This window comes from Curtobacterium sp. Csp2, from assembly GCF_013347165.1.
On the sequence record NZ_CP054593.1, the window covers coordinates 3,286,146 to 3,304,556 of the forward strand.

Genomic DNA, 18,411 nt, shown 5'->3' on the forward strand with positions numbered 1-18,411 from the left:
CCCGCAAGTCGCGTACCTTGGAGTCCGTCGCCGGGTTCGGACCCGTTCGGGTCGGGTCCGAATCCCGGCGACTTCCACGCTACGGGGATGGCCCCGCGGGGCACATCGGTAGGACCTACCTAATCCTGTGAGCCTCGTCGAACAACTCGCCGGTCGAGCCAGCTGCTCCCGGTCGTGTCGTTTCCGGCGGTGTCGATCCGGGCGGTGTCGATCCGGGCGGTGTCGTCGTTCAGGCGCTGGTGCGGACCGGCAGGAACGACGTGATGTCGGCGCGCGAGCCCGAGGCGCTCACCCGCGCGGTGGCGACGGCCTCGCTCCACCGCAGGGACCCGGTCGCCAGTGCGATCCAGGTCGCAGCGTCCGTCTCCACCACGTTCGGCGGGGTCCCTCGGGTGTGCCGTGGACCGGGCACCGCCTGGACGGCCGCGAAGGGCGGGACGCGGACCTCGACGCTGTTGCCCGGCACGTCGTCGGCGAGTCGCTGCAGGGTCCAGCGGACCGCGGTCGCGACGTCCGTCCGGACCGTGGAGCCCCCGAGCACCGCGGTGAGCGCAGCACGGCCGACGGCGTCCTCGATCCTCTTCGGCGGCATGTCCACAGGCTAGCCGTCGCATCGCGGGCGGCGTGTCGCGCTCGGTAGGGTGATCGGGTGCGAATCCTCGTCCTCGGTTCCGGTGCCCGCGAGCACGCGATCATCACGGCCCTCCTCGCTGAACGCGCAGGGCACGTCATCACGGTGGCCCCCGGCAACGCCGGCATCGCGGCCGACGTCGAGACGGTGTCGCTCGACCCCACGAACGGCGCGCTCGTCGCCGAGTACGCGATCGAGAACGGCGTCGAGCTCGTCGTCGTCGGACCGGAGGCACCGCTGATCGCCGGTGTCGCCGACCCGCTCCGGACCCGGGGCATCCCGGTGTTCGGCCCGAGCAAGGCCGCCGCGCAGCTCGAGGGCTCCAAGGCGTTCGCGAAGCGGATCATGGCCGAGGCCGGGGTGCCGACCGGACGCCCGGTGTCCGCCGGCAGCGTCGAGCAGGCCGTGGCCGCGTTCGACGAGCTCGGCGCACCGTACGTCGTCAAGGCCGACGGGCTGGCTGCCGGCAAGGGCGTCCTGGTGACCGAGGACCGTCAGGCGGCGATCGACCACGCCACGTACTGGCTGCAGCACGGCCCGGTGGTGGTCGAGGAGTTCCTCGACGGCGAAGAGGTCTCGCTGTTCTTCCTGAGCGACGGGCACGACGTCCGCCCGCTCAGCCCCGCGCAGGACTACAAGCGCCTGGGCGACGGCGACGCCGGTCCGAACACCGGCGGCATGGGCGCATACTCCCCGCTGCCCTGGCTCGACGAGCGCTGGGCCTCGGAGCAGGCCTTCGTCGACGAGGTCACCGACCTGGTGGCGCTGCCCACGGTCCGCCGGCTCGAGCACGAGGGCACGCCGTTCGTCGGGCTGCTCTACTGCGGGCTGATCGTCACCGAGCAGGGCGTCCGGGTCATCGAGTTCAACGCACGGTTCGGCGACCCGGAGACCCAGGTCGTGCTCCCCCGCCTCGCCACGCCGCTGAGCGGACTGATGGCCGCCGCAGCGACCGGACAGCTGGCGTCGGCGCCGCGTCCGGAGTTCCGGCCGGAGGTCGCCGTGACGGTCGTCCTCGCGAGCGAGGGCTACCCGGAGAACCCCCGCACCGGCCGCGTGGTCACGGGCATCGACGCCGCGAACGCCCGGGACGGCGTCTCCGTCGCCCACGCCGCGACCGCCGTGCTCGACGACGAGCTCGTCGCCACCGGCGGCCGGGTGCTCAGCGTCGTCGCGGTCGGCACCGACTTCGCCCAGGCGCGGGAGCGCGCCTACGCCGGCCTCGGCGACATCGCGCTCGAGGGCGCGCAGTACCGCACCGACATCGCCGCGAAGGTCGCCCGGTGACCGCCGCGCCCGTCCTGCCCGGCTGGCGGCACGTCTCGTCCGGCAAGGTCCGCGAGCTCTACGTCCCCGAGGGCACGGCCGACGTCGCCGACGCCACCGAGCTGCTGCTCGTCGCGTCCGACCGCGTCAGCGCGTACGACTTCGCGCTCGAGCCGCCGATCCCGGGCAAGGGCGAACTGCTGACGCGGCTGTCCCGACACTGGTTCGACCGGCTCGCCGACGTCCCGAACCACCTGATCCCGGACGGCTCCGGCGGGACGCCCGTCCCCGAGTCCGTCGCCGAGCGGTCGATGCACGTGCTCCCGCTCGACATGTTCCCGGTCGAGTGCGTCGTGCGCGGGTACCTCGTCGGCAGCGGCTGGGCCGAGTACCGGGAGTCGGGCAGCGTCTGCGGCGTGCCGCTCCCCGACGGCCTGTCCGAGGGCGACCGCCTACCCGAGCCGATCTACACGCCGGCGTTCAAGGCACCGCAGGGCGAGCACGACGAGAACATCTCGTACGAGCAGACCGTCGAGCTCGTCGGAGCCGAGGACGCGGCGACCCTGCGCGACCTGTCGCTGCGCGTCTACGGTGCCGCGGCGGCGATCGCGCTCGAGCACGACCCGGGCGACGACCTGACCGTGGTGGTGCTGGCGCGCGACTGAGGCACGGTGCGGGTGCCGCGGCGGCCGCGCGGCCCGAGTCTCGCGCTGGGCGACACGACTCGGGGTCGTGTGCCCGAGACTCGTCGCTCACGCCGAGTCTCGGGCCAGCCAGCCAGCCGCCCGGACAGCCGGACGCCCGCGCGTCAGGCGCCGAGGCGCTCGATGAGCTCCCGGTAGCGCGCGGCCGTCCGCTCGACGATCGCGTCGGGCAGCACCGGTGGCGTGCCCTGGCGGTCCCAGTGCGCGCTGAGCCAGTCGCGGACGATCTGCTTGTCGAACGAGTCCGTGCGGTTGCCCGAGCGGGCGTCCCAGTAGCGGCTCGAGTCGCTCGTGAGGACCTCGTCCGCGACTGGCTCAGCGCGCACTGGGACCGCCAGGGCACGCCACCGGTGCTGCCCGACGCGATCGTCGAGCGGACGGCCGCGCGCTACCGGGAGCTCATCGAGCGCCTCGGCGCCTGACGCGCGGGCGTCCGGCTGTCCGGGCGGCTGGCTGGCTGGCCCGAGACTCGGCGTGAGCGACGAGTCTCGGGCACACGACCCCGAGTCGTGTCGCCCAGCGCGAGACTCGGGCCGCGCGGCCGCCGCGGCACCCGCACCGTGCCTCAGTCGCGCGCCAGCACCACCACGGTCAGGTCGTCGCCCGGGTCGTGCTCGAGCGCCCGTGCCCGGACGCGCGCGAGGAACGCCTCGACGTCCGGCTCCTCGCGCCAGAGCGCACCGAGCCGGGACAGCGAAGCGAGCGTCGAGTCCCAGAGCTCGAGCGCGCCGTCGCTCACGATGATCAGGACGTCACCGGGCGAGAGGTCGACCGACCCCGGCGTCCGGCCGAGTCCCGCCGGGTGCAGCCCGATCGGCAGGTCGCTCGACAGCAGGGTCCGCTCGGCGCCGTCGGCGCGCATCTGCAGCACGAGGCCGTGTCCGGCGTCCACGAAGTCCAACCGCCCGGTCGCCGGGGTGAGCCGCCCGTGGAACATCGTCGAGAACGACGACGCCCGGCCGAGCTCGGGAGCGACCTGGTCGTCGAGCGCGGCGACGACGTCCCGGGGGTGGGCGTCCGGACGGGCGAGCAGCGCGCCGCGGATCGTCGCCGCGAGGAGGCCGGCCGACATCCCCTTGCCCATCACGTCGGCGACGGTGAGGTGCAGGTCCGTCCCCGTCAGGTGCCAGTCGTGCAGGTCGCCCGAGACGACGCCGTGCGGGACGCTCATCCCGCCGATCCGGTAGCCCGGGACGGTCACGGGCGTCGGCTGCAGCCCGGCCAGCACGTCGCGGAGCCGGTCCTCGTCGGCGCCCGCGGCGAGTTCGCGCTCCGCCCACACCCCGAGTTCCTCGAGCAGCGCGAGGTCGTCGGGGTCGAGCGTGCGGGGCGTCGGGTCGATCAGGCAGAGCGTGCCGACCTTGACGGCGTCGTCACCGACGCGCAGCGGGACCCCGGCGTAGAACCGCACGTTCGGGTCGTCGACCACCATCGGCATGTCCGAGTAGCGGGCGTCGGTCCGGGCGTCCGGCACCACGACGGGCCCGGACTCCGCCAGGGTCCGACCGCAGAAGGTGTCCTGCAGCGGGATCGTCGGGCCGAACACGGTGTCGCTCGCCTGCGACTTGATCGTGACGACGTCCGTGCCCGCGAGATTGAGGAAGGACCCGGTGACCCCGAACGCGTCCCGGGCGATACGGGTGATGCGCTCGAAGCGCTCCTCGGGCCCGCCGTCGACGACGTCGAGCGCGGCGATGAGGGCGGCGCGACGGAGGGCTGCTGGTGATGATCCGACGGAGGTTGGTGAGGTCCCCTGGTGCATGCCTCCCACGGTATCCCTCCGGGCCGCCCTCGCCGCGTCCCCAGAACGGAGGACCCCTCAGACCCGCGGCCCGAGGGCCGGACCGTGGAAGACGGCCGGACCCGGAAGACCGAAGCCGCCGACCCCTGACAGATGTCACGCCGAAGTCGTGACGACCGGCACCCGGGCGCCGCCCCGCCGGGCGGGATCGTGGAGCCATGAACGAGACACCGGTCATCCAGCTCCGCGGGCTCCGCAAGCGCTTCGGCGCCGTCACCGCGGTCGACGGCGTCGACCTGACGATCCGTCCGGGCGAGGTCGTCGCCCTCCTCGGTCCGAACGGCGCCGGCAAGACCACCACGGTCGACCTGCTGCTCGGCCTGGCGACCCCCACCGAGGGCGACGCACGTCTGTTCGGCACCGACCCCCGGTCCGCGATCGTCGACGGCCGTGTCGGCGCGATGCTGCAGGGCGGGGCGCTCCTGCCCGAGGTGACGGTCCGCGAGGCGGTCGCCCTGGTCGCCGCGGCGCACCGCCGCCCGATGCCCGTCGCCGAGGCCCTGCGCCGGGCACGCTGCGAGGACATCGCGACCCGTCGGGTCTCGAAGCTGTCCGGCGGGCAGCTCCAGCGCGCACGCTTCGCGGTCGCCGTCGTGTCCGACCCGGACCTGCTGGTGCTCGACGAGCCGACCGCGGCGATGGACGTCGAGGCCCGGCACGTGTTCTGGTCGTCGATGCGGGAGTTCACGGACGCCGGCCGCACGGTCGTCTTCGCGACGCACTACCTGGACGAGGCGGACACCTTCGCGGACCGCATCGTCATCCTCCGCGACGGCCGGGTCGTCGCCGACGGCACCCCCGCGGCCGTCAAGGCCACCGCGGCGACGCGCACCGTCCGCTTCGCGGGCGTCGCCGAGGACCGGCACGTCGCGTTGCGCGGTCTGCCGGGCGTCGTCGGCCTGGAGGCGCGGCACGACGCCGTCACGCTGCGCACCGACCGCAGTGACGACACGCTCCGTGCCCTGCTCGCCGCGTTCCCGGAGGCGCACGACCTGCAGGTGGTCGCCTCGACCATGGACGACGCCTTCCTCGCCATCACCACCGACCGCTCCGCCGCCACCACCACGAGCACCACCGAGACCGAAGGGGTCCTCGCATGACCGCCACCACCGCCGCCCCGGCCGCAGCCACCGCCACGTCCACCGCCCCGTCGACGGCCGGCTCGGCCCGCACCACCGCCGGTCGGCTCCCGATCCGGTACGTCCTGCTCGAGACGCGCCGGCAGCTCCGCAACGTCAAGGCGATGGTCTTCACGTTCGCGATCCCGGTCGTCATGCTCCTGGTCTTCGGTGCCGCGTACGGCGGCCAGGTCGACCCCGTGACGCACCTGCCGTTCCTGGTCGTCACCACGCTGCAGATGACGGCGTACGGCGCGATGATGGCCGCGCTCAGCCAGGCGTTCTCGCTCGTGACCGAACGCTCGATCGGCTGGAACCGCCAGCTCCGCGTGACGCCGCTGTCCGGGTGGGCGTTCCTCGTCTCGAAGCTCGTCGCGGCGATGGCCTTCTCGGCCGTCTCGGTCGTGATCACCTTCGCGATCGCGATCCTCGGGATGCACGCGTCGCTCGGCGCCGGGCACTGGGCCGCCGCCGGGCTCGGCATCTGGGCCGGGGTCGTGCCGTTCGCGCTCATCGCGATCCTGGTCGGGCAGTTCGCGAAGCCCGCGTACGCCCAGCCGCTGTTCATGGTCGTCTTCATGGGCCTGTCGATCCTCGGCGGACTGTGGGTCCCGCTGTCGGTGATGCCCGCCTGGATGGGGTCGATCGCGCACCTGCTGCCGTCGTACTGGCTCAACCGGATCGGCCAGATGGGTGCCGGGGCGACCGGTTCCGCGGGGATGACCGAGCCGGCCCTGGTGCTCGTCGGGTGGACGGTCGTCCTCGCCGCGGTCATCGTGTGGCGCTACCGCCGCGACGCGGCGCGCCGGTGACCGGTCCCGACGGTCGTACGCTGACCGACGTGACGGACCTGTCGGAGGTGTCGGGGGTGGACAGCACCAGCCCGACCGAGGCGCGGGGCGCGGACGACGCGCCCCGCGCCTCCCGGCCGTCCGCCCGTGCCTTCCCGTGGGCCGCCGCTCCGGGCGCCGACGACGCCGAGGTCCGCGTCGCCCGCCGCCGCTGGTACGGCGGCGCCGCCTTCGGCCTGCTCTGGCAGGCCCTGCTGCTCGTCGCGGTGTGGACCGACGGCCGCACGGTCGACGAGCACGTCTCCGCGACCCTCGCGCTCGCGGTGCTGTACGTGGGGTACCTGTTCGCCCCGGAGGCCATGTGGCGGCACGGACTCCGCCGGCGCGTGGTCGTCCTGGCCGTGCTCGCCGCCTACGCGGGACTCCTGCTCGTGCCCGTCGGCCCGGCCGCGGTGTGGTCCTGGCTGCTCGTCGTCGCCCTGTCCGGGTTCGTGGCGGTGCGGCTCTGGGTCGCCCTCGCCGTCCTCGGGGTCGTCGTCGCCGCCGAGCTCGTCGTCGCCGCGGTCGTCGGGTGGGACACGGCGTCGAGCACGGGCGTCCTGTTCGCCCCGATCGTGGCGGTGTCGATCGGCGCCTCGATGGTGTTCTTCGGTCGCCAGCGCGAGGCCGAGGACCAGCTCGGGGTCGCGCAGGACGAACTCACCCGGCTCGCGGTCGTCGAGGAGCGCGCACGGTTCTCCCGCGACCTGCACGACGTGCTCGGGCACTCGCTGACGGTCGTCACGATGAAGTCCGAGCTCGCGGCGCGGTTGATCGACGTCGACCCGGCCCGCGCGAAGACCGAGATGCAGGACGTCGAGCGGCTGTCGCGCGAGGCGCTGCAGGGACTCCGGCAGGCGGTCAGCGGGTACCGCCAGGCCGACCTGGACGCCGAGCTCGTCTCCGCGCGCTCGGCGCTGGACGCAGCCGGGGTCGTCGCGGAGCTGCCCACGACCGGCGACGCGGCGGCCGGGGACGTCCGGAGCCTGTTCGCGTGGGTGCTCCGCGAGGGCGTGACGAACGTCGTGCGCCACGCGGCGGCCAGCCGGGCCCGGGTGACGCTGACCCGGACCACCCTGACGATCGAGGACGACGGCACCGGAGCGGTCGACACCCCGGCGCCCGCCGGACCGCTCGACGTCGGCGGCAACGGCCTGCGCGGACTGCACGAGCGGGCGGACGCGGTGGGGGCCACGGTGACGACGGGCACGAGCGACCTGGGCGGCTTCCTGCTGCGGGTCGAGAGGAGACCACGGTGACCGACCCCATCCGCGTCCTGCTCGCCGACGACCAGGCGCTCGTCCGCGGGGCCCTGGCGTCGCTGCTGTCGCTCGAGCGGGACATCGACGTCGTGGCGCAGGTCGCCCGTGGGGACGAGGTGCTCGAGGCCGCCCGGACCTCGCGGGCCGCCGTGGCCCTGCTCGACGTCGAGATGCCCGGCGCCGACGGCCTGACCGCCGCCGCGACCCTGGCCCGCGAGCTCCCGGCGTGCCGGTCCCTCATCGTGACGACGTTCGGCCGCCCGGGATACCTGCGGCGAGCGCTCGAGGCGGGCGCCGCGGGCTTCGTCGTGAAGGACACCCCCGCCGAGCAGCTGGCCGACGCCGTCCGCCGGGTCGCCGGGGGTTTCCGCGTGGTGGACCCGGTGCTCGCCGCCGAGTCCCTGGCCGCCGGCCCGTCGCCGCTCACCCCGCGGGAGACCGACGTGCTCGTCGCGTTCCGCACGGCGTCGACCGTCGCGGGGATCGCCGCGGTGCTGCACCTGTCCGAGGGGACGGTACGGAACCACCTGTCCGCGGCGATCGGCAAGACGGCGGCCCGGAACGCGACCGAGGCGCTGCGGGTCGCCGCCGACAACGGCTGGCTGATCGGCACGTAACCTGGACCGGTGCTCCGACGCCCCCTGCTCGCCCTCGCCGTGGTCGCCCTCGGCGCGCTGTCCCTGACCGGGTGCGGTGCGCACGACTCGACCGGGCAGATCGCCGTGACCGTCTCGGGGAACGCGGCCGAGCACCCCTACGAGGTGCGGGTCTACGCGGCGACCGGCAAGCTCTCCGAGCACCAGCGGGTGTTCCCGGGCGGCACCGCCGACTTCGCGGGGGTCCCGCTCGGCAGGGTGACGGTCCGGGCGACGGACCTGTGCTCGGCGAAGGCCACCGTCACCGACGACCACGTCGCGACGGTGACGCTCGCCACCACGGGCTGCTGACGACCCGGCACCGGGGCGCCGACGACCCGGTCAGTGCGTGAGCAGCACCTTGACGAGCCCGATCGCGAACGCCACGGCCGCGAGCACGATCCCGCCCCAGAGTCCGAGGAACGACGGGCGCCGCCCGCTGAACCGCTGCAGGAACACCCCGACCAGGCCGATGCGCACGACCAGGATGACGATCGCGGCCGTCTGCGCCCACGGCGCCGGCAGCCACCCGGCCCACGCCACCGCGTAGAGCACGGCCGGGATCAGCCCGGAGGTCGCGATCGGGTTCGCGTCGCGCAGGATCGCCCCGACGGTCTCGCGGTGCTCCTCGTCGTCGCCGGTGTCCCCGATCGCGTGCGCGACGACGTGGGACAGCACGTGCGCCAGGTACGTCAGCACCGCCGTCGCGAGGACCGTCAGCACGGCTGCCCCGTGCTCGATCTGCTCCGGGGAGACCGCGATCGCGACGGCCAGGACGGTGATGTTGCCGTAGATGTACGACGACATCCGGTCGCGCAGGCGCTCCAGGGGGAACGTGGACGGGTCGGGACGCTGGCGACGGGGTCGGGATCGGCGGGGCACGGACCCATCCTGGCCCCCCGGCGGTGCCGCGGGCGCTCGCGGTCGGACGACAGCGGTGCCAGGCTGGGCGGGTCGGCGCACCGCGGCGTCGACGGACAGGAGGCACGACACATGTCCCAGCGCCCACTCACCCCGCGCCCCCTCGCCCTGGTGACCGGGGTCGGCCGCCGCGCCGGAATCGGCGCGGCGATCGCCACCCGGCTCGCCGCCGACGGCTGGGACCTCGCCCTCTCCTGGTGGAGTCCGTACGACGCCCGCGTGCACGGCGGGGCCGACCCCGACGGGGTGGACGCGGTCGTCGCGGAAGCCGAGCGCGCGGGGGCACGCGTGACGCGCCTCCCGGTCGACCTGGCCGACCCGGAGCAGGCGGCCGCACTCGTCGGCCGCGTCGAGGCGGAGGCGGGCGCCCCCGTGACGGCCGTCGTCATGTCGCACTGCGAGTGCACGGAGTCCGACTACGCGACCACCACGCTCGAGTCCTTCGACCGGCACCTGGCGGTGAACGTCCGGGCGCCGTTCCTGATCGTGCAGGCGTACGCAAGGCGGCTCCGCGAGGGCGTCCCCGCCCCCGAGGACCGCCGCCGGGTCGTGGCCCTGACGAGTGACCACGTCGGGTTCAACCTGCCGTACGGCACGAGCAAGGGCGCACTCGACCGGCTGATGGTCGGCGCCGCCCAGGAGCTCGGCGACGTGCACGTCAGCGCGAACGCGGTGAACCCCGGACCGAACGACACCGGGTGGTTCACCGACGAGGTCCGCGAGGCCGTGGTCGCCCAGACCCCGCTCGGACGCCCGTCGACGCCCGCGGACACCGCGGCGCTGATCGGGTTCCTGCTCGGTCCGGACGGCGGCTGGGTGAACGGGCAGCTGCTCAAGACGGACGGCGGGTTCAGCGCCCGGTAGCCACCTCGACCGATTTGGTTGACGCGTCAACCAAATCGGCGCACACTGGGTGCATGCACACGCAGGACCTCCTCGCCGCGGACACCGGGATGGGCGCCGTCACGCTCCGGGTCGCCGACCTCGACACGATGGTCGCGTACTACCGCGACGGCGTCGGACTCACCGTCCTGACGCAGGACGGCGGCGTCGCGGTGCTCGGCCGCGGCACGACCCCGATCGTGGTGCTCGAGCACGCGCCGGCGATGCGGCACGCCGCCCCGCACGAGGCCGGGCTGTTCCACACCGCGATCCTGTTCGACACGCAGGCCGACCTGGCGGCAGCGCTCTACTCGGTCGCGACGAAGTACCCGCGGACGTTCACGGGCAGCGCCGACCACCTGGTGAGCAACGCGTTCTACTTCCAGGACCCCGAGGGCAACGGCGTCGAGCTGTACTGGGACCGCGACCGCACGGAGTGGTCGTGGACGCACGGCATGGTCGACATGGACACGATCTGGGTCGACCCGAACGCGTTCGTGCAGCAACACCTGACGCCCTCGGCGCTCGAGTCCGCAGCATCCCGCCCCGGACGCGTGGGGCACGTGCACCTGTCCGTCGGGGACGTGGCCACCGCGAAGGCGTTCTACGTCGACCGGCTGGGCTTCGCGACGACCGCGGCGATGGGCGACCAGGCGCTGTTCGTCAGCGCGGGCGGCTACCACCACCACATGGCGATGAACACGTGGAACTCCCGCGGCGCCGGACGCCGACAGCTCGGGCTCGGGCTGGGACTCGTCCGGATCGAGGTCCCCGGGGCCGACGACCTGGGCGCGCTCGTGTCCCGGATGCACGACACCGGGGTGCAGACCGCCGACGACGGCCGGACGGTCGCGTTCGAGGACCCGTGGGCGAACCGCATCGAGGTGACGGCGCCCGGTCGGGGCTGAGCGGCGCGCCGGGCCGGGCGGCGCACTTCACGCGCTCAGCGACACTTCACGCTTCCGTGTGCCCGTGAAGTGTCGCTGAGCACGTGAGTGCACCGGGTTCCGTTGCCGCGCGCGACCAGCCAGGCGGGCCGCAGCCGCACCCGGCAGGATGGGCCCGTGAGCGAAGACATCCGGTGGGAGGTGGTCGAGGAGAGCGCGCTGTCGCTCCCCGACCACGAGGCGATCGCGGCGATGCTCGGGCAGGCCTTCCCGAGCTGGTCGCACTGGTACGTGGGCGGCCGTGACTACGCCGGCATGCAGCCCGAACGCCGGGTGATCGCCCGGGACGCCGACGGTGTGGTGCTCGCCCACGTCGGGATCCGCCGCATGTTCATCACCGTGGGCGGGCAGGACGTCCTGGTCGGCGACACCGGCATCGTCGCCGTCGCGCCCCGACTCCAGGGCACCGGCATCGGCCGCGAGCTGCTCGACCGCACGCACGCGGTGCTCGAGGGACTCCGCGTCCCGTACGGCTTCCTCGGCGCCGGCGAGGACCGCATCCCCTTCTACGCACACATGGGCTGGCGCGAGATCGCGGGTGCGGTCGGGACGTTCTCGGCCTTCACGGCCGACGGGGCCGGCGTCACCGAGACGGAGCAGGGCGGCTGGATGGTCCGGCCCGTGACCGCGGCGCTCGAGGACTGGCCGACCGGAGAGATCCTGCTGAACGGGCAGCAGGTCTAGACCGGCCCGGTCCGGGACTGGTCAATCAACGGACTGGAGGCGCGGTGCCAGCTGGCACCGCGCCTCCAGTCCGTTCTGTCGTTACGCCTCGACCGCGACCTTCGCCGGGTCCTCGTTCGATCCCGGCGCGCTCGGCGCGACGGCGGCGCGCACGCGCGCCCCGAGGTCGGCGTCGACGCTCGTCCAGTAGGCGAACACCCGCTCGCGCAGGTCGTCGCGCGTCACCTTCGAGACGTGCCCGGCGATGTTGCCGACCAGGCGCTCACGGGCGGCGTCGTCGAGGACCTCGCGGTAGAGCGTGCCCGCCTGACCGAAGTCGTCGTCCTCGGGGTGGAGGGTCGCGGCGGAGCGCTGCAGCGCACCGTCGGACTCCCAGCCGGGGACGTCGTCGGTCGCGGACGGGTCGGCGTGCGCCCCGCCGAGCGAGTTCGGCGCGTAGACCGGCACCTCGGACTTCTGGAAGTCGAAGCGCATGGCGCCGTCCTTCGAGTACGAGTGCACCTCGTTCTTCGGGGCGTTCACCGGCAGCTGGGCGTGGTTCGTGCCGACGCGGTAGCGGTGCGCGTCCGCGTAGCTGAAGATGCGCGCGAGGAGCATCTTGTCCGGGCTCGCCGCGATGCCCGGGACGAAGTTCGACGGCGCGAAGGTCGCCTGCTCGATCTGCGCGAAGTAGTTCTCCGGGTTGCGGTTGAGCTCCATCGTGCCGACCTCGATGAGCGGGTAGTCCGCGTGCGGCCACACCTTCGTCAGGTCGAACGGGTTGAAGCGGTAGCTCTCGGCGTCCGCGTACGGCATGACCTGCACCTTGAGCGTCCACTTCGGGAAGTCACGGCGCTCGATGGCCTCGTGCAGGTCGCGGATGTGGAAGTCCGCGTCCTCGCCGGCGATGCGGTCGGCGTCCTCCTGCGTCAGGGTCTTGTGGCCCTGCTGCGTCTCGAAGTGGTACTTCACCCAGAAGCGCTCGCCCTCGGCGTTGATCCACTGGTAGGTGTGCGAGCCGAAGCCGTCCATGTTGCGCCAGCTCGCCGGCAGACCGCGGTCGCCCATCAGCCACGTGACCTGGTGCGCCGACTCCGGGGAGAGCGTCCAGAAGTCCCACTGCATGTCGTGGTCGCGCAGGTGCGAGCCCGGCAGGCGCTTCTGCGAGCGGATGAAGTCCGGGAACTTGATGCCGTCGCGCAGGAAGAACACGGGCGTGTTGTTGCCGACGAGGTCGTAGTTGCCCTCGGTCGTGTAGAACTTCAGCGCGAAGCCGCGGGGGTCGCGCCAGGTGTCCGGGGAGCCCTGCTCGCCGGCGACGGACGAGAAGCGGGCGAGCATCTCGGTGGTCTGGCCCGGCTGCAGGAACGCGGCGCGGGTGTAGCGGCTGACGTCGTGCGTGACGGTGAAGGTACCGAAGGCGCCGCCGCCCTTGGCGTGGACGACCCGCTCCGGGATGCGCTCGCGGTTGAACTGGGCGAGCTTCTCGACCAGGTAGTGGTCGTGCAGGGCGATGGGGCCGTCGGCGCCGACCCCCATCGAGTGCTGGTCGCTCGAGACCGGGGCCCCGCTGTTGGTGGTGGTCGTGGGGGTGCCGGCCGGCTGGCCGGTCGTGTTCTGGTCGGACACGGTTCCTCCTCGGAACGTTGGTTCGGTCAGGGATGCTCGGGTTGCTCGTGGACCACGGGGGTGGCGGTGCCGTCGACGGCTGCGGACTGCTCGGCTGCGGCGCAGCGCTCGCAGATGCCCCAGTAGGTGACCTCGGCCGTCGTGACGGCGAAGCCGTGCGTCTCGGACGGGGTCAGGCAGGGTGCGTGACCGACCGCGCAGTCGACGTCCTGCACCGCACCGCACATCGTGCAGACGACGTGGTGGTGGTTGTCGCCCGTCCGCCGCTCGTACCGCGCCGGACTGCCGGCCGGCTCGATCCGCCGCACGAGTCCGGCGCCGGTGAGGGCCCCCAGCACGCCGTACACCGCCTGGTGGCTCGTCGTCGGGAGCTCGGCGGCGAGCGCCGTGAGGACGTCGTCGGCGGTGGCGTGCGGCATCGTGCCGAGGGAACGCAGGACGGCCAGGCGCGGGTTCGTCACCCGCAGGCCCGCGGTGCGCAGGAGTTCCGCGTCGGTGTCCATCCCGCCCCTCATCGGTCACTGTCTTGCATCGGTCAAGACAACCGTAGCGGTCCACCGTCCCGTGCCGCGAGCACCGGCCGGGTCCGCGCGTGTCGTCACGATCGGGTCGCGATCAGCTGGGACGCGGCTGGACCGGGCGGGAGCGCCGGTACGGTCCCTCCATGGGGGCAACAGCGGGAACACTCGTCCGGCAGGCGATCGCGCAGCGGGACCTGGTCGTCGACCTCGTCCGGACCGCGTGCGTGGTCCTCGTCGTGGTGGTCCACATCACGATGGTCGGCGTCGCGGTCGGCCCCGACGGCATCGCGGTGACGAGCCCGTTGCAGGAGGCGCCGTGGTACGTCGCCGCCACGTGGGTCGGGCAGGTGATGCCGCTGTTCTTCGTCGTCGGCGGGTTCGCCAGCGCGGTGGGGTGGCGGAGCACCGTGGCGCGGGGCGGTGGGGCGCGGGACTTCGTCGCGACCCGGCTCGTGCGACTGTTCCGCCCGGCGATCCCGCTGTTCCTCGTGCTCGCGGTCGCCCTCGGCACCGCGACCGCCCTCGGCACGCCGCCGGAGCTCCTCGGCGAGATCGCGTTCGGCATCGGCTCCCCGCTCTGGTTCCTCGCCGCGTACGGCATCACCCAGTGCTGCGTCCCGCTCCTGGCGCGGCTGCACGCCCGGGCTCCGTGGCGGACCCTCGGTGCACTGCTCGTGCTCGCCGCGGCGGTCGACGCGGTCCGGTTCGCCACCGGCCTCGCGGAGGTCGGGCTGCTCAACCTCGGTCCGGTGTGGCTCTTCGCGCAGCAGCTCGGCTTCCTGTGGGCGGACGGCTGGTTCGCCCGGCGCTCCCGGCTCGTGCTCGTCGGAGCCGCGGTCGCCGGGTACGCGGCGCTCGTCCCCCTCACCTCGGTCGGGCTCTGGGCGCCGGACATGCTGCAGGACCTCAACCCGCCGATGCTCCCGCTGGCGTTCCTCGCGGTCGCGCAGGCGTGCCTCGTGCAGCTCCTCCACGGTCCGCTCTCGCGGCTCATGCGGACCCGGGGCGCCCAGGCCGCCGTGTTCGTGGTCGGCCGGGACGGCATGGTGGTCTACCTCTGGCACCTGCCGCTGTTCATCGCCCTGAACGGCATCGCCCTGCTCCTCGGTGCGCCGTTCCCCGAGCCCGGCTCCGCGGTGTGGTGGGCGACCCGGCCGGTGGCGCTCGTGGTGGTGCTCGCCGTCGCGATCGGGATCGCCCGTGGGCTCCGGTGGTTCGACCGGCCGCTCCCCCGCCTGGTGCCCGGCACGGACCGTCCGGGATGGCCGGTCCTGGCCGTCGCGGCGATCTGCACGATCGGACCGGCCTTCGCGGTGATGCAGCTGCACCTGTCGCTCGGGACCGCCGTGGTCGGCGCGGTGCTCGTACCGCTCGGCGTCGTGCTGCTCGGTCGGACCGTGCGGCTGAACTGATCCTCACCGCGCCGGGGCCCGTGCGCGGGCACACCGAGGCGTCGGCGGCAGAGGATGGCGGGGCACCGACCACGTCATGTCCGCTCACGGAGGTTCCCCACGCCGCAGCCCGCCGAGTTCTGGAGCACGTGGCAGTTCGATCCCCTCGCCGCCGTGCTGCTCGCCGTCGCCGCCGTCGCGTACGGGTGGTGGATCGTCGGAGCACGCCGTCGGGGCGCACGCTGGTCCGGCTGGCGGACGCTGTCGTTCCTGCTCGCGCTCGTGCTGTTCGGGCTGCTGCAGTTCGGCGTGGTCGGGCGGTACGACCAGCTGCTCCGATGGGCCTTCACCCTCCGGCTCGCCCTGCTCTTCTTCGCGGTCCCGACGTTCGCCGCCCTCGCCGCACCGGTGTCGCTGCTGCGGCTCGGCGGCCCGGAACGCCTGGCACGGCTCGCCGACCGCGCGATGGGGTCCCGCCCGATCCGGGTCCTCGGCAACGCGATCGTCGCCCCGGTCGTCGGACTCGTGCTGTTCGCGGTGCTGCTGACCCCGCTCGCGGCGACCATACGGGAGTCCTCGGCGTGGGCGGTCGCGATCACCGTCCTCGTGCCCGTGCTCGGCTTCGGGTTGCTCGCGCCGCTGTCCGAGCCGGGCGTGCTGCGGAGCTCGACGTTCGTCACGGTCGAGTTCCTGCTCGCCTTCGTGGAGCTCCTGCTCGACGCGGTCCCCGGCATCGTGATGCGCGTGACGAACCACGTGCTCGACGGTTCCCTCGTGCACGTCGTCGGGCAGCCGTGGTTCCCGAACCCCCTCGAGGACCAGCACCTCGCCGGCGACCTGCTGTGGTTCATCGCCGAGGTGGCTGACGTCCCCGTCCTCATCATGCTGTTCATCCGGTGGCAGCGGACCGACCGCCGCGAAGCCCGGTCCGTCGACGCGCTCTCCGACGAGGAGATGGAGGCGCTCACCCGCGAGCACCTGCAGCGGCGCGGCTGAGCCCGGTGCGGTGGTGGCGCTGGCGAGTGGGAGCCGCCCCCACGCAGGACCGGCCCCGCACCGCCCCGTGATCAGGGGCGGCGCGGGGCCGGGCTGGGCCGCGCAGGGATCGGCGCAGCGCGGGTCAGGCGTCCGCGTGACGACCGTGGTGGTCGGTGGCCGCCAGCTCCTCCTCCGCGGTGGCCGGCGCCGGAGCCGCAGCGTGCGCCCCCGCACCGACCTTCTCGGCCTCGGGCTGCGTCGGCACCGCCCCGGTCTGCTGCCACTGCACGGTCTGCTTCGGCTTCGCCAGGAACAGGGCCGCGACGATCGCCACGACGAGCACCAGGGCCGGCAGCACGAGCGACTGCCCCATCGCGGTGGCGAACGGCTGCTGCAGGAACGCCGGCAGCGCACCGACCTGCTGCTCGGCGCCGCCGCCCGACGTCGAGCCGGCACCGGACGGGAAGTTCGCCGTGATCCGGGCCTCGATCAGCGCCGCGATCCCTGCGGAGCCGAGCACCGCACCGATCTGCCGGGTGGTGTTGTAGACGCCCGACCCGGCACCCGCGAGCGCCGGCGGCAGGTTCCGCGTCGCGGAGACCGAGAGCGGCCCCCACATGCACGCGTTCGCGAGCCCGAGCAGCGCACTCGGCAGCAGCGTCCAGCCCCAGTCGGCACCGGACCACAGGAGCGACCCGAACCAGAAGAGGGCGCCGGAGAAGCAGGCGAGACCGAACGCCCCGACCCACCGCGGGTTCCACTTGTTCAGGTTCTTGCCGACGAGCGGCGCGAGCCCGGCGGAGATGACGGCCTGCGGCACGAGGAGCAGCGCGGCCTGGGTCGGGGTGAAGCGGAGCTCGTCCTGCGCCCACAGCATGATCGGGAGCGCGAACGACGAGATCGCGACGCCCACCGCGGTGATCGCGATGTTCGCGAGCGTGAAGTTGCGGTCCTTGAACAGCCCGAGGGGCAGCAGCGGCTCGCCCTTCTGCGTGCCCTGCCACACGACGAACGCGGCGAGGACGACGATCCCGGTGATGATGAGCGACCAGACGGAGATCGGCCCGGTGATGGTGCCCCAGTCGTAGGTCTCGCCCTCCTGGATGCCGAAGACGAGCAGGAACATGCCGACGGCGGACAGCACGATGCCGAGGTAGTCGAAGCGGTGCCCGCGACGCTCGAAGGTCGGGACGAACCGCTGCGCGAGCACGAACGCGACGATGCCGACGGGGACGTTCACGAAGAAGATCCACTCCCAGCCGAAGCCGTCGACGAGCAGGCCGCCGACGATCGGGCCGACGAGCGAGGCGACACCGGCGACGGCGCCCCACAGGCCCATCGCCGCACCGCGGTTCTGCGGCGGGAAGATGCGGGTGATGACGGCCATCGTCTGCGGGGTCATCATGGCGGCGCCGAGGCCCTGCACGACGCGGGCGATGATGAGCACCTCGATCGAGCCGGCCAGGCCGCACCACAGGCTGGCGAGCGTGAAGACGACGAGCCCGACCTGGTACAGCACCTTCGGGCCGAAGCGGTCGCCGAGCCGGCCCGTGATGAGCAGCGGCACCGCGTACGCGAGCAGGTAGGCGCTGGTCACCCAGATCACGGCGTTGATGTCCGCGTGGAGCGCCGAGGCGATGGTGGGGGTCGCGACCGACACGATGGTCGAGTCGACGAGGATCATGAAGAACCCGACGACGAGGGCCCAGAGCGCGGGCCAGGGCTTCTTCTCGTGCATCGTCGGGGCGCCAGTGGTGGTGGCGGAGGTCATCGAGTGTGTTCCTTGCTGCTGGTGGTGGTGTCGGGGAGGACCGGATCGGTCCAGGGGACGGCGCCGTTCCGGAGGCGTTCCGTCGTGGCGCGGAGCCACTCGATCTGGGCGGTCAGCATGGCACGGACGTACGACACGTCCAGCCAGTACCGCTCGGGCAGGTCCTTGCCGCGGACGACGTCGAGGATCTCGTCGGCCTCGTCCCGCTGCCGCTCGAGCGCGTGCACCCGCCGGTCGAGCGCGTCGACGGCCTCGGCGAGGGGCAGGTTCTCGACCTCGGCGAGCGCCAGGTGGAACACCGGGTACTCGTCGGCAGGGTCGGCGAGCATGCCGACCAGGCCGTCGTGCAGCACCGTCCACCCGCTCTCGGTGATCGCGTAGGTGGTGCGTTCCGGTCGGTTGCCCTCGCGGTCGGTGCCGACGACCTCGGCGAGGCCGAGCTCCACGAGGCGGCCGACCTG

General features: G+C 73.4%; 18 protein-coding genes and 2 pseudogenes. 12 read left to right on the forward strand and 8 right to left on the reverse strand.

Annotated features, from left to right (window positions below; all coding sequences use genetic code 11):
* Positions 1–229 precede the first annotated feature (229 nt).
* Positions 230–592, reverse strand: coding sequence for a sterol carrier family protein (locus HUN59_RS15960; RefSeq protein WP_058741542.1), 363 nt, complete (start codon positions 590–592; stop codon positions 230–232).
* 57 nt (positions 593–649) lie between these two features.
* Here HUN59_RS15960 and purD point away from each other — a divergent pair, with 57 nt between their 5' ends.
* Both purD and HUN59_RS15970 read left to right on the forward strand, forming a co-directional pair.
* Positions 650–1,918 carry a phosphoribosylamine--glycine ligase gene (gene purD, locus HUN59_RS15965; RefSeq protein ID WP_174778911.1) on the forward strand — a complete coding sequence of 423 codons (1,269 nt, stop codon included), beginning with the start codon at positions 650–652 and terminating at the stop codon, positions 1,916–1,918.
* A pseudogene (locus HUN59_RS15970) lies at positions 1,915–2,508 on the forward strand (phosphoribosylaminoimidazolesuccinocarboxamide synthase); the annotation flags it as partial. The gene purD and the pseudogene HUN59_RS15970, both read left to right, overlap by 4 nt.
* A gap of 197 nt (positions 2,509–2,705) precedes the next feature.
* Here HUN59_RS15970 and HUN59_RS15975 read toward each other — a convergent pair.
* Together HUN59_RS15975 and HUN59_RS15980 are read right to left on the reverse strand one after the other, a co-directional pair.
* Positions 2,706–2,912, reverse strand: a pseudogene (locus HUN59_RS15975) (phosphoribosylaminoimidazolesuccinocarboxamide synthase); the annotation flags it as partial.
* 254 nt (positions 2,913–3,166) lie between these two features.
* Positions 3,167–4,363, reverse strand: coding sequence for a PP2C family protein-serine/threonine phosphatase (locus HUN59_RS15980; RefSeq protein ID WP_174778912.1), 1,197 nt, complete (start codon positions 4,361–4,363; stop codon positions 3,167–3,169).
* A gap of 197 nt (positions 4,364–4,560) precedes the next feature.
* Between HUN59_RS15980 and HUN59_RS15985 the strand changes: the two genes are divergently transcribed.
* From HUN59_RS15985 to HUN59_RS16005, 5 genes are read left to right on the forward strand one after another with little or no spacing between them, the layout of a single operon-like run.
* Positions 4,561–5,502 carry an ABC transporter ATP-binding protein gene (locus tag HUN59_RS15985; RefSeq protein WP_174778913.1) on the forward strand — a complete coding sequence of 314 codons (942 nt, stop codon included), beginning with the start codon at positions 4,561–4,563 and terminating at the stop codon, positions 5,500–5,502.
* On the forward strand, positions 5,499–6,332 hold the full coding sequence (locus HUN59_RS15990) for an ABC transporter permease (RefSeq protein WP_174778914.1): 834 nt from the start codon (positions 5,499–5,501) through the stop codon (positions 6,330–6,332). Before HUN59_RS15985 ends, HUN59_RS15990 begins: the two co-directional genes overlap by 4 nt.
* Positions 6,333–6,361: 29 nt before the next feature.
* Positions 6,362–7,609: a sensor histidine kinase gene (locus tag HUN59_RS15995; RefSeq protein WP_174778915.1), complete on the forward strand. Its 1,248-nt coding sequence runs from the start codon at positions 6,362–6,364 to the stop codon at positions 7,607–7,609.
* Positions 7,606–8,229, forward strand: a complete 624-nt coding sequence (locus HUN59_RS16000) for a response regulator transcription factor (protein WP_058741533.1) — start codon at positions 7,606–7,608, stop codon at positions 8,227–8,229. Before HUN59_RS15995 ends, HUN59_RS16000 begins: the two co-directional genes overlap by 4 nt.
* A gap of 9 nt (positions 8,230–8,238) precedes the next feature.
* Positions 8,239–8,559: a hypothetical protein gene (locus HUN59_RS16005; RefSeq protein ID WP_058741534.1), complete on the forward strand. Its 321-nt coding sequence runs from the start codon at positions 8,239–8,241 to the stop codon at positions 8,557–8,559.
* Between the two features lie 30 nt (positions 8,560–8,589).
* Here HUN59_RS16005 and HUN59_RS16010 read toward each other — a convergent pair whose 3' ends face one another.
* A complete protein-coding gene (locus tag HUN59_RS16010) occupies positions 8,590–9,129 on the reverse strand; it encodes a hypothetical protein (protein ID WP_174778916.1) in 540 nt (179 codons plus the stop codon).
* Positions 9,130–9,240: 111 nt separating this feature from the next.
* On the opposite strand from HUN59_RS16010, the gene HUN59_RS16015 reads away from it, so the two are divergent.
* From HUN59_RS16015 to HUN59_RS16025, 3 genes are all read left to right on the forward strand, one after another.
* A complete protein-coding gene (locus HUN59_RS16015) occupies positions 9,241–10,032 on the forward strand; it encodes an SDR family oxidoreductase (RefSeq protein ID WP_174778917.1) in 792 nt (263 codons plus the stop codon).
* Positions 10,033–10,085: 53 nt separating this feature from the next.
* Positions 10,086–10,958, forward strand: coding sequence for a VOC family protein (locus HUN59_RS16020; RefSeq protein WP_217483572.1), 873 nt, complete (start codon positions 10,086–10,088; stop codon positions 10,956–10,958).
* A gap of 156 nt (positions 10,959–11,114) precedes the next feature.
* Positions 11,115–11,681: a GNAT family N-acetyltransferase gene (locus HUN59_RS16025; protein ID WP_174778918.1), complete on the forward strand. Its 567-nt coding sequence runs from the start codon at positions 11,115–11,117 to the stop codon at positions 11,679–11,681.
* 81 nt (positions 11,682–11,762) lie between these two features.
* On the opposite strand, the gene HUN59_RS16030 is transcribed toward HUN59_RS16025, so the two are convergent.
* Complete coding sequence (locus HUN59_RS16030) at positions 11,763–13,289, reverse strand: catalase (RefSeq protein ID WP_174778919.1); 1,527 nt, start codon at positions 13,287–13,289, stop codon at positions 11,763–11,765.
* Positions 13,290–13,315: 26 nt separating this feature from the next.
* The gene (locus tag HUN59_RS16035) at positions 13,316–13,792 is read right to left on the reverse strand and encodes a Fur family transcriptional regulator (RefSeq protein ID WP_174778920.1); all 477 of its coding nucleotides are present in this window, start codon (positions 13,790–13,792) and stop codon (positions 13,316–13,318) included.
* 161 nt (positions 13,793–13,953) lie between these two features.
* Between HUN59_RS16035 and HUN59_RS16040 the strand changes: the two genes are divergently transcribed.
* Together HUN59_RS16040 and HUN59_RS16045 are read left to right on the forward strand one after the other, a co-directional pair.
* The gene (locus HUN59_RS16040) at positions 13,954–15,222 is read left to right on the forward strand and encodes an acyltransferase family protein (protein ID WP_174778921.1); all 1,269 of its coding nucleotides are present in this window, start codon (positions 13,954–13,956) and stop codon (positions 15,220–15,222) included.
* A 153-nt stretch (positions 15,223–15,375) separates the two neighbouring features.
* Entirely contained in the window at positions 15,376–16,197 is an 822-nt protein-coding gene (locus tag HUN59_RS16045) for a cytochrome c oxidase assembly protein (protein ID WP_254629913.1), read from the forward strand.
* A 124-nt stretch (positions 16,198–16,321) separates the two neighbouring features.
* On the opposite strand, the gene HUN59_RS16050 is transcribed toward HUN59_RS16045, so the two are convergent.
* A complete protein-coding gene (locus tag HUN59_RS16050; protein WP_254629914.1) occupies positions 16,322–17,950 on the reverse strand; it encodes a DHA2 family efflux MFS transporter permease subunit in 1,629 nt (542 codons plus the stop codon).
* The gene (locus HUN59_RS16055) at positions 17,947–18,396 is read right to left on the reverse strand and encodes a PadR family transcriptional regulator (RefSeq protein WP_174778923.1); all 450 of its coding nucleotides are present in this window, start codon (positions 18,394–18,396) and stop codon (positions 17,947–17,949) included. Before HUN59_RS16055 ends, HUN59_RS16050 begins: the two co-directional genes overlap by 4 nt.
* Positions 18,397–18,411: the final 15 nt, after the last annotated feature.

Coding starts and splice junctions, on each gene's coding strand:
- HUN59_RS16015 (WP_174778917.1), top strand. CDS start 9,241: ATGTCCCAGCGCCCACTCACCCCGCGCCCCCTCGCCCTGGTGACCGGG.
- HUN59_RS15960 (WP_058741542.1), bottom strand. CDS start 592: ATGCCGCCGAAGAGGATCGAGGACGCCGTCGGCCGTGCTGCGCTCACC.
- HUN59_RS15990 (WP_174778914.1), top strand. CDS start 5,499: ATGACCGCCACCACCGCCGCCCCGGCCGCAGCCACCGCCACGTCCACC.
- HUN59_RS16050 (WP_254629914.1), bottom strand. CDS start 17,950: ATGACCTCCGCCACCACCACTGGCGCCCCGACGATGCACGAGAAGAAG.
- HUN59_RS15980 (WP_174778912.1), bottom strand. CDS start 4,363: ATGCACCAGGGGACCTCACCAACCTCCGTCGGATCATCACCAGCAGCC.
- HUN59_RS15985 (WP_174778913.1), top strand. CDS start 4,561: ATGAACGAGACACCGGTCATCCAGCTCCGCGGGCTCCGCAAGCGCTTC.
- HUN59_RS16035 (WP_174778920.1), bottom strand. CDS start 13,792: ATGGACACCGACGCGGAACTCCTGCGCACCGCGGGCCTGCGGGTGACG.
- HUN59_RS16040 (WP_174778921.1), top strand. CDS start 13,954: ATGGGGGCAACAGCGGGAACACTCGTCCGGCAGGCGATCGCGCAGCGG.
- HUN59_RS16020 (WP_217483572.1), top strand. CDS start 10,086: ATGCACACGCAGGACCTCCTCGCCGCGGACACCGGGATGGGCGCCGTC.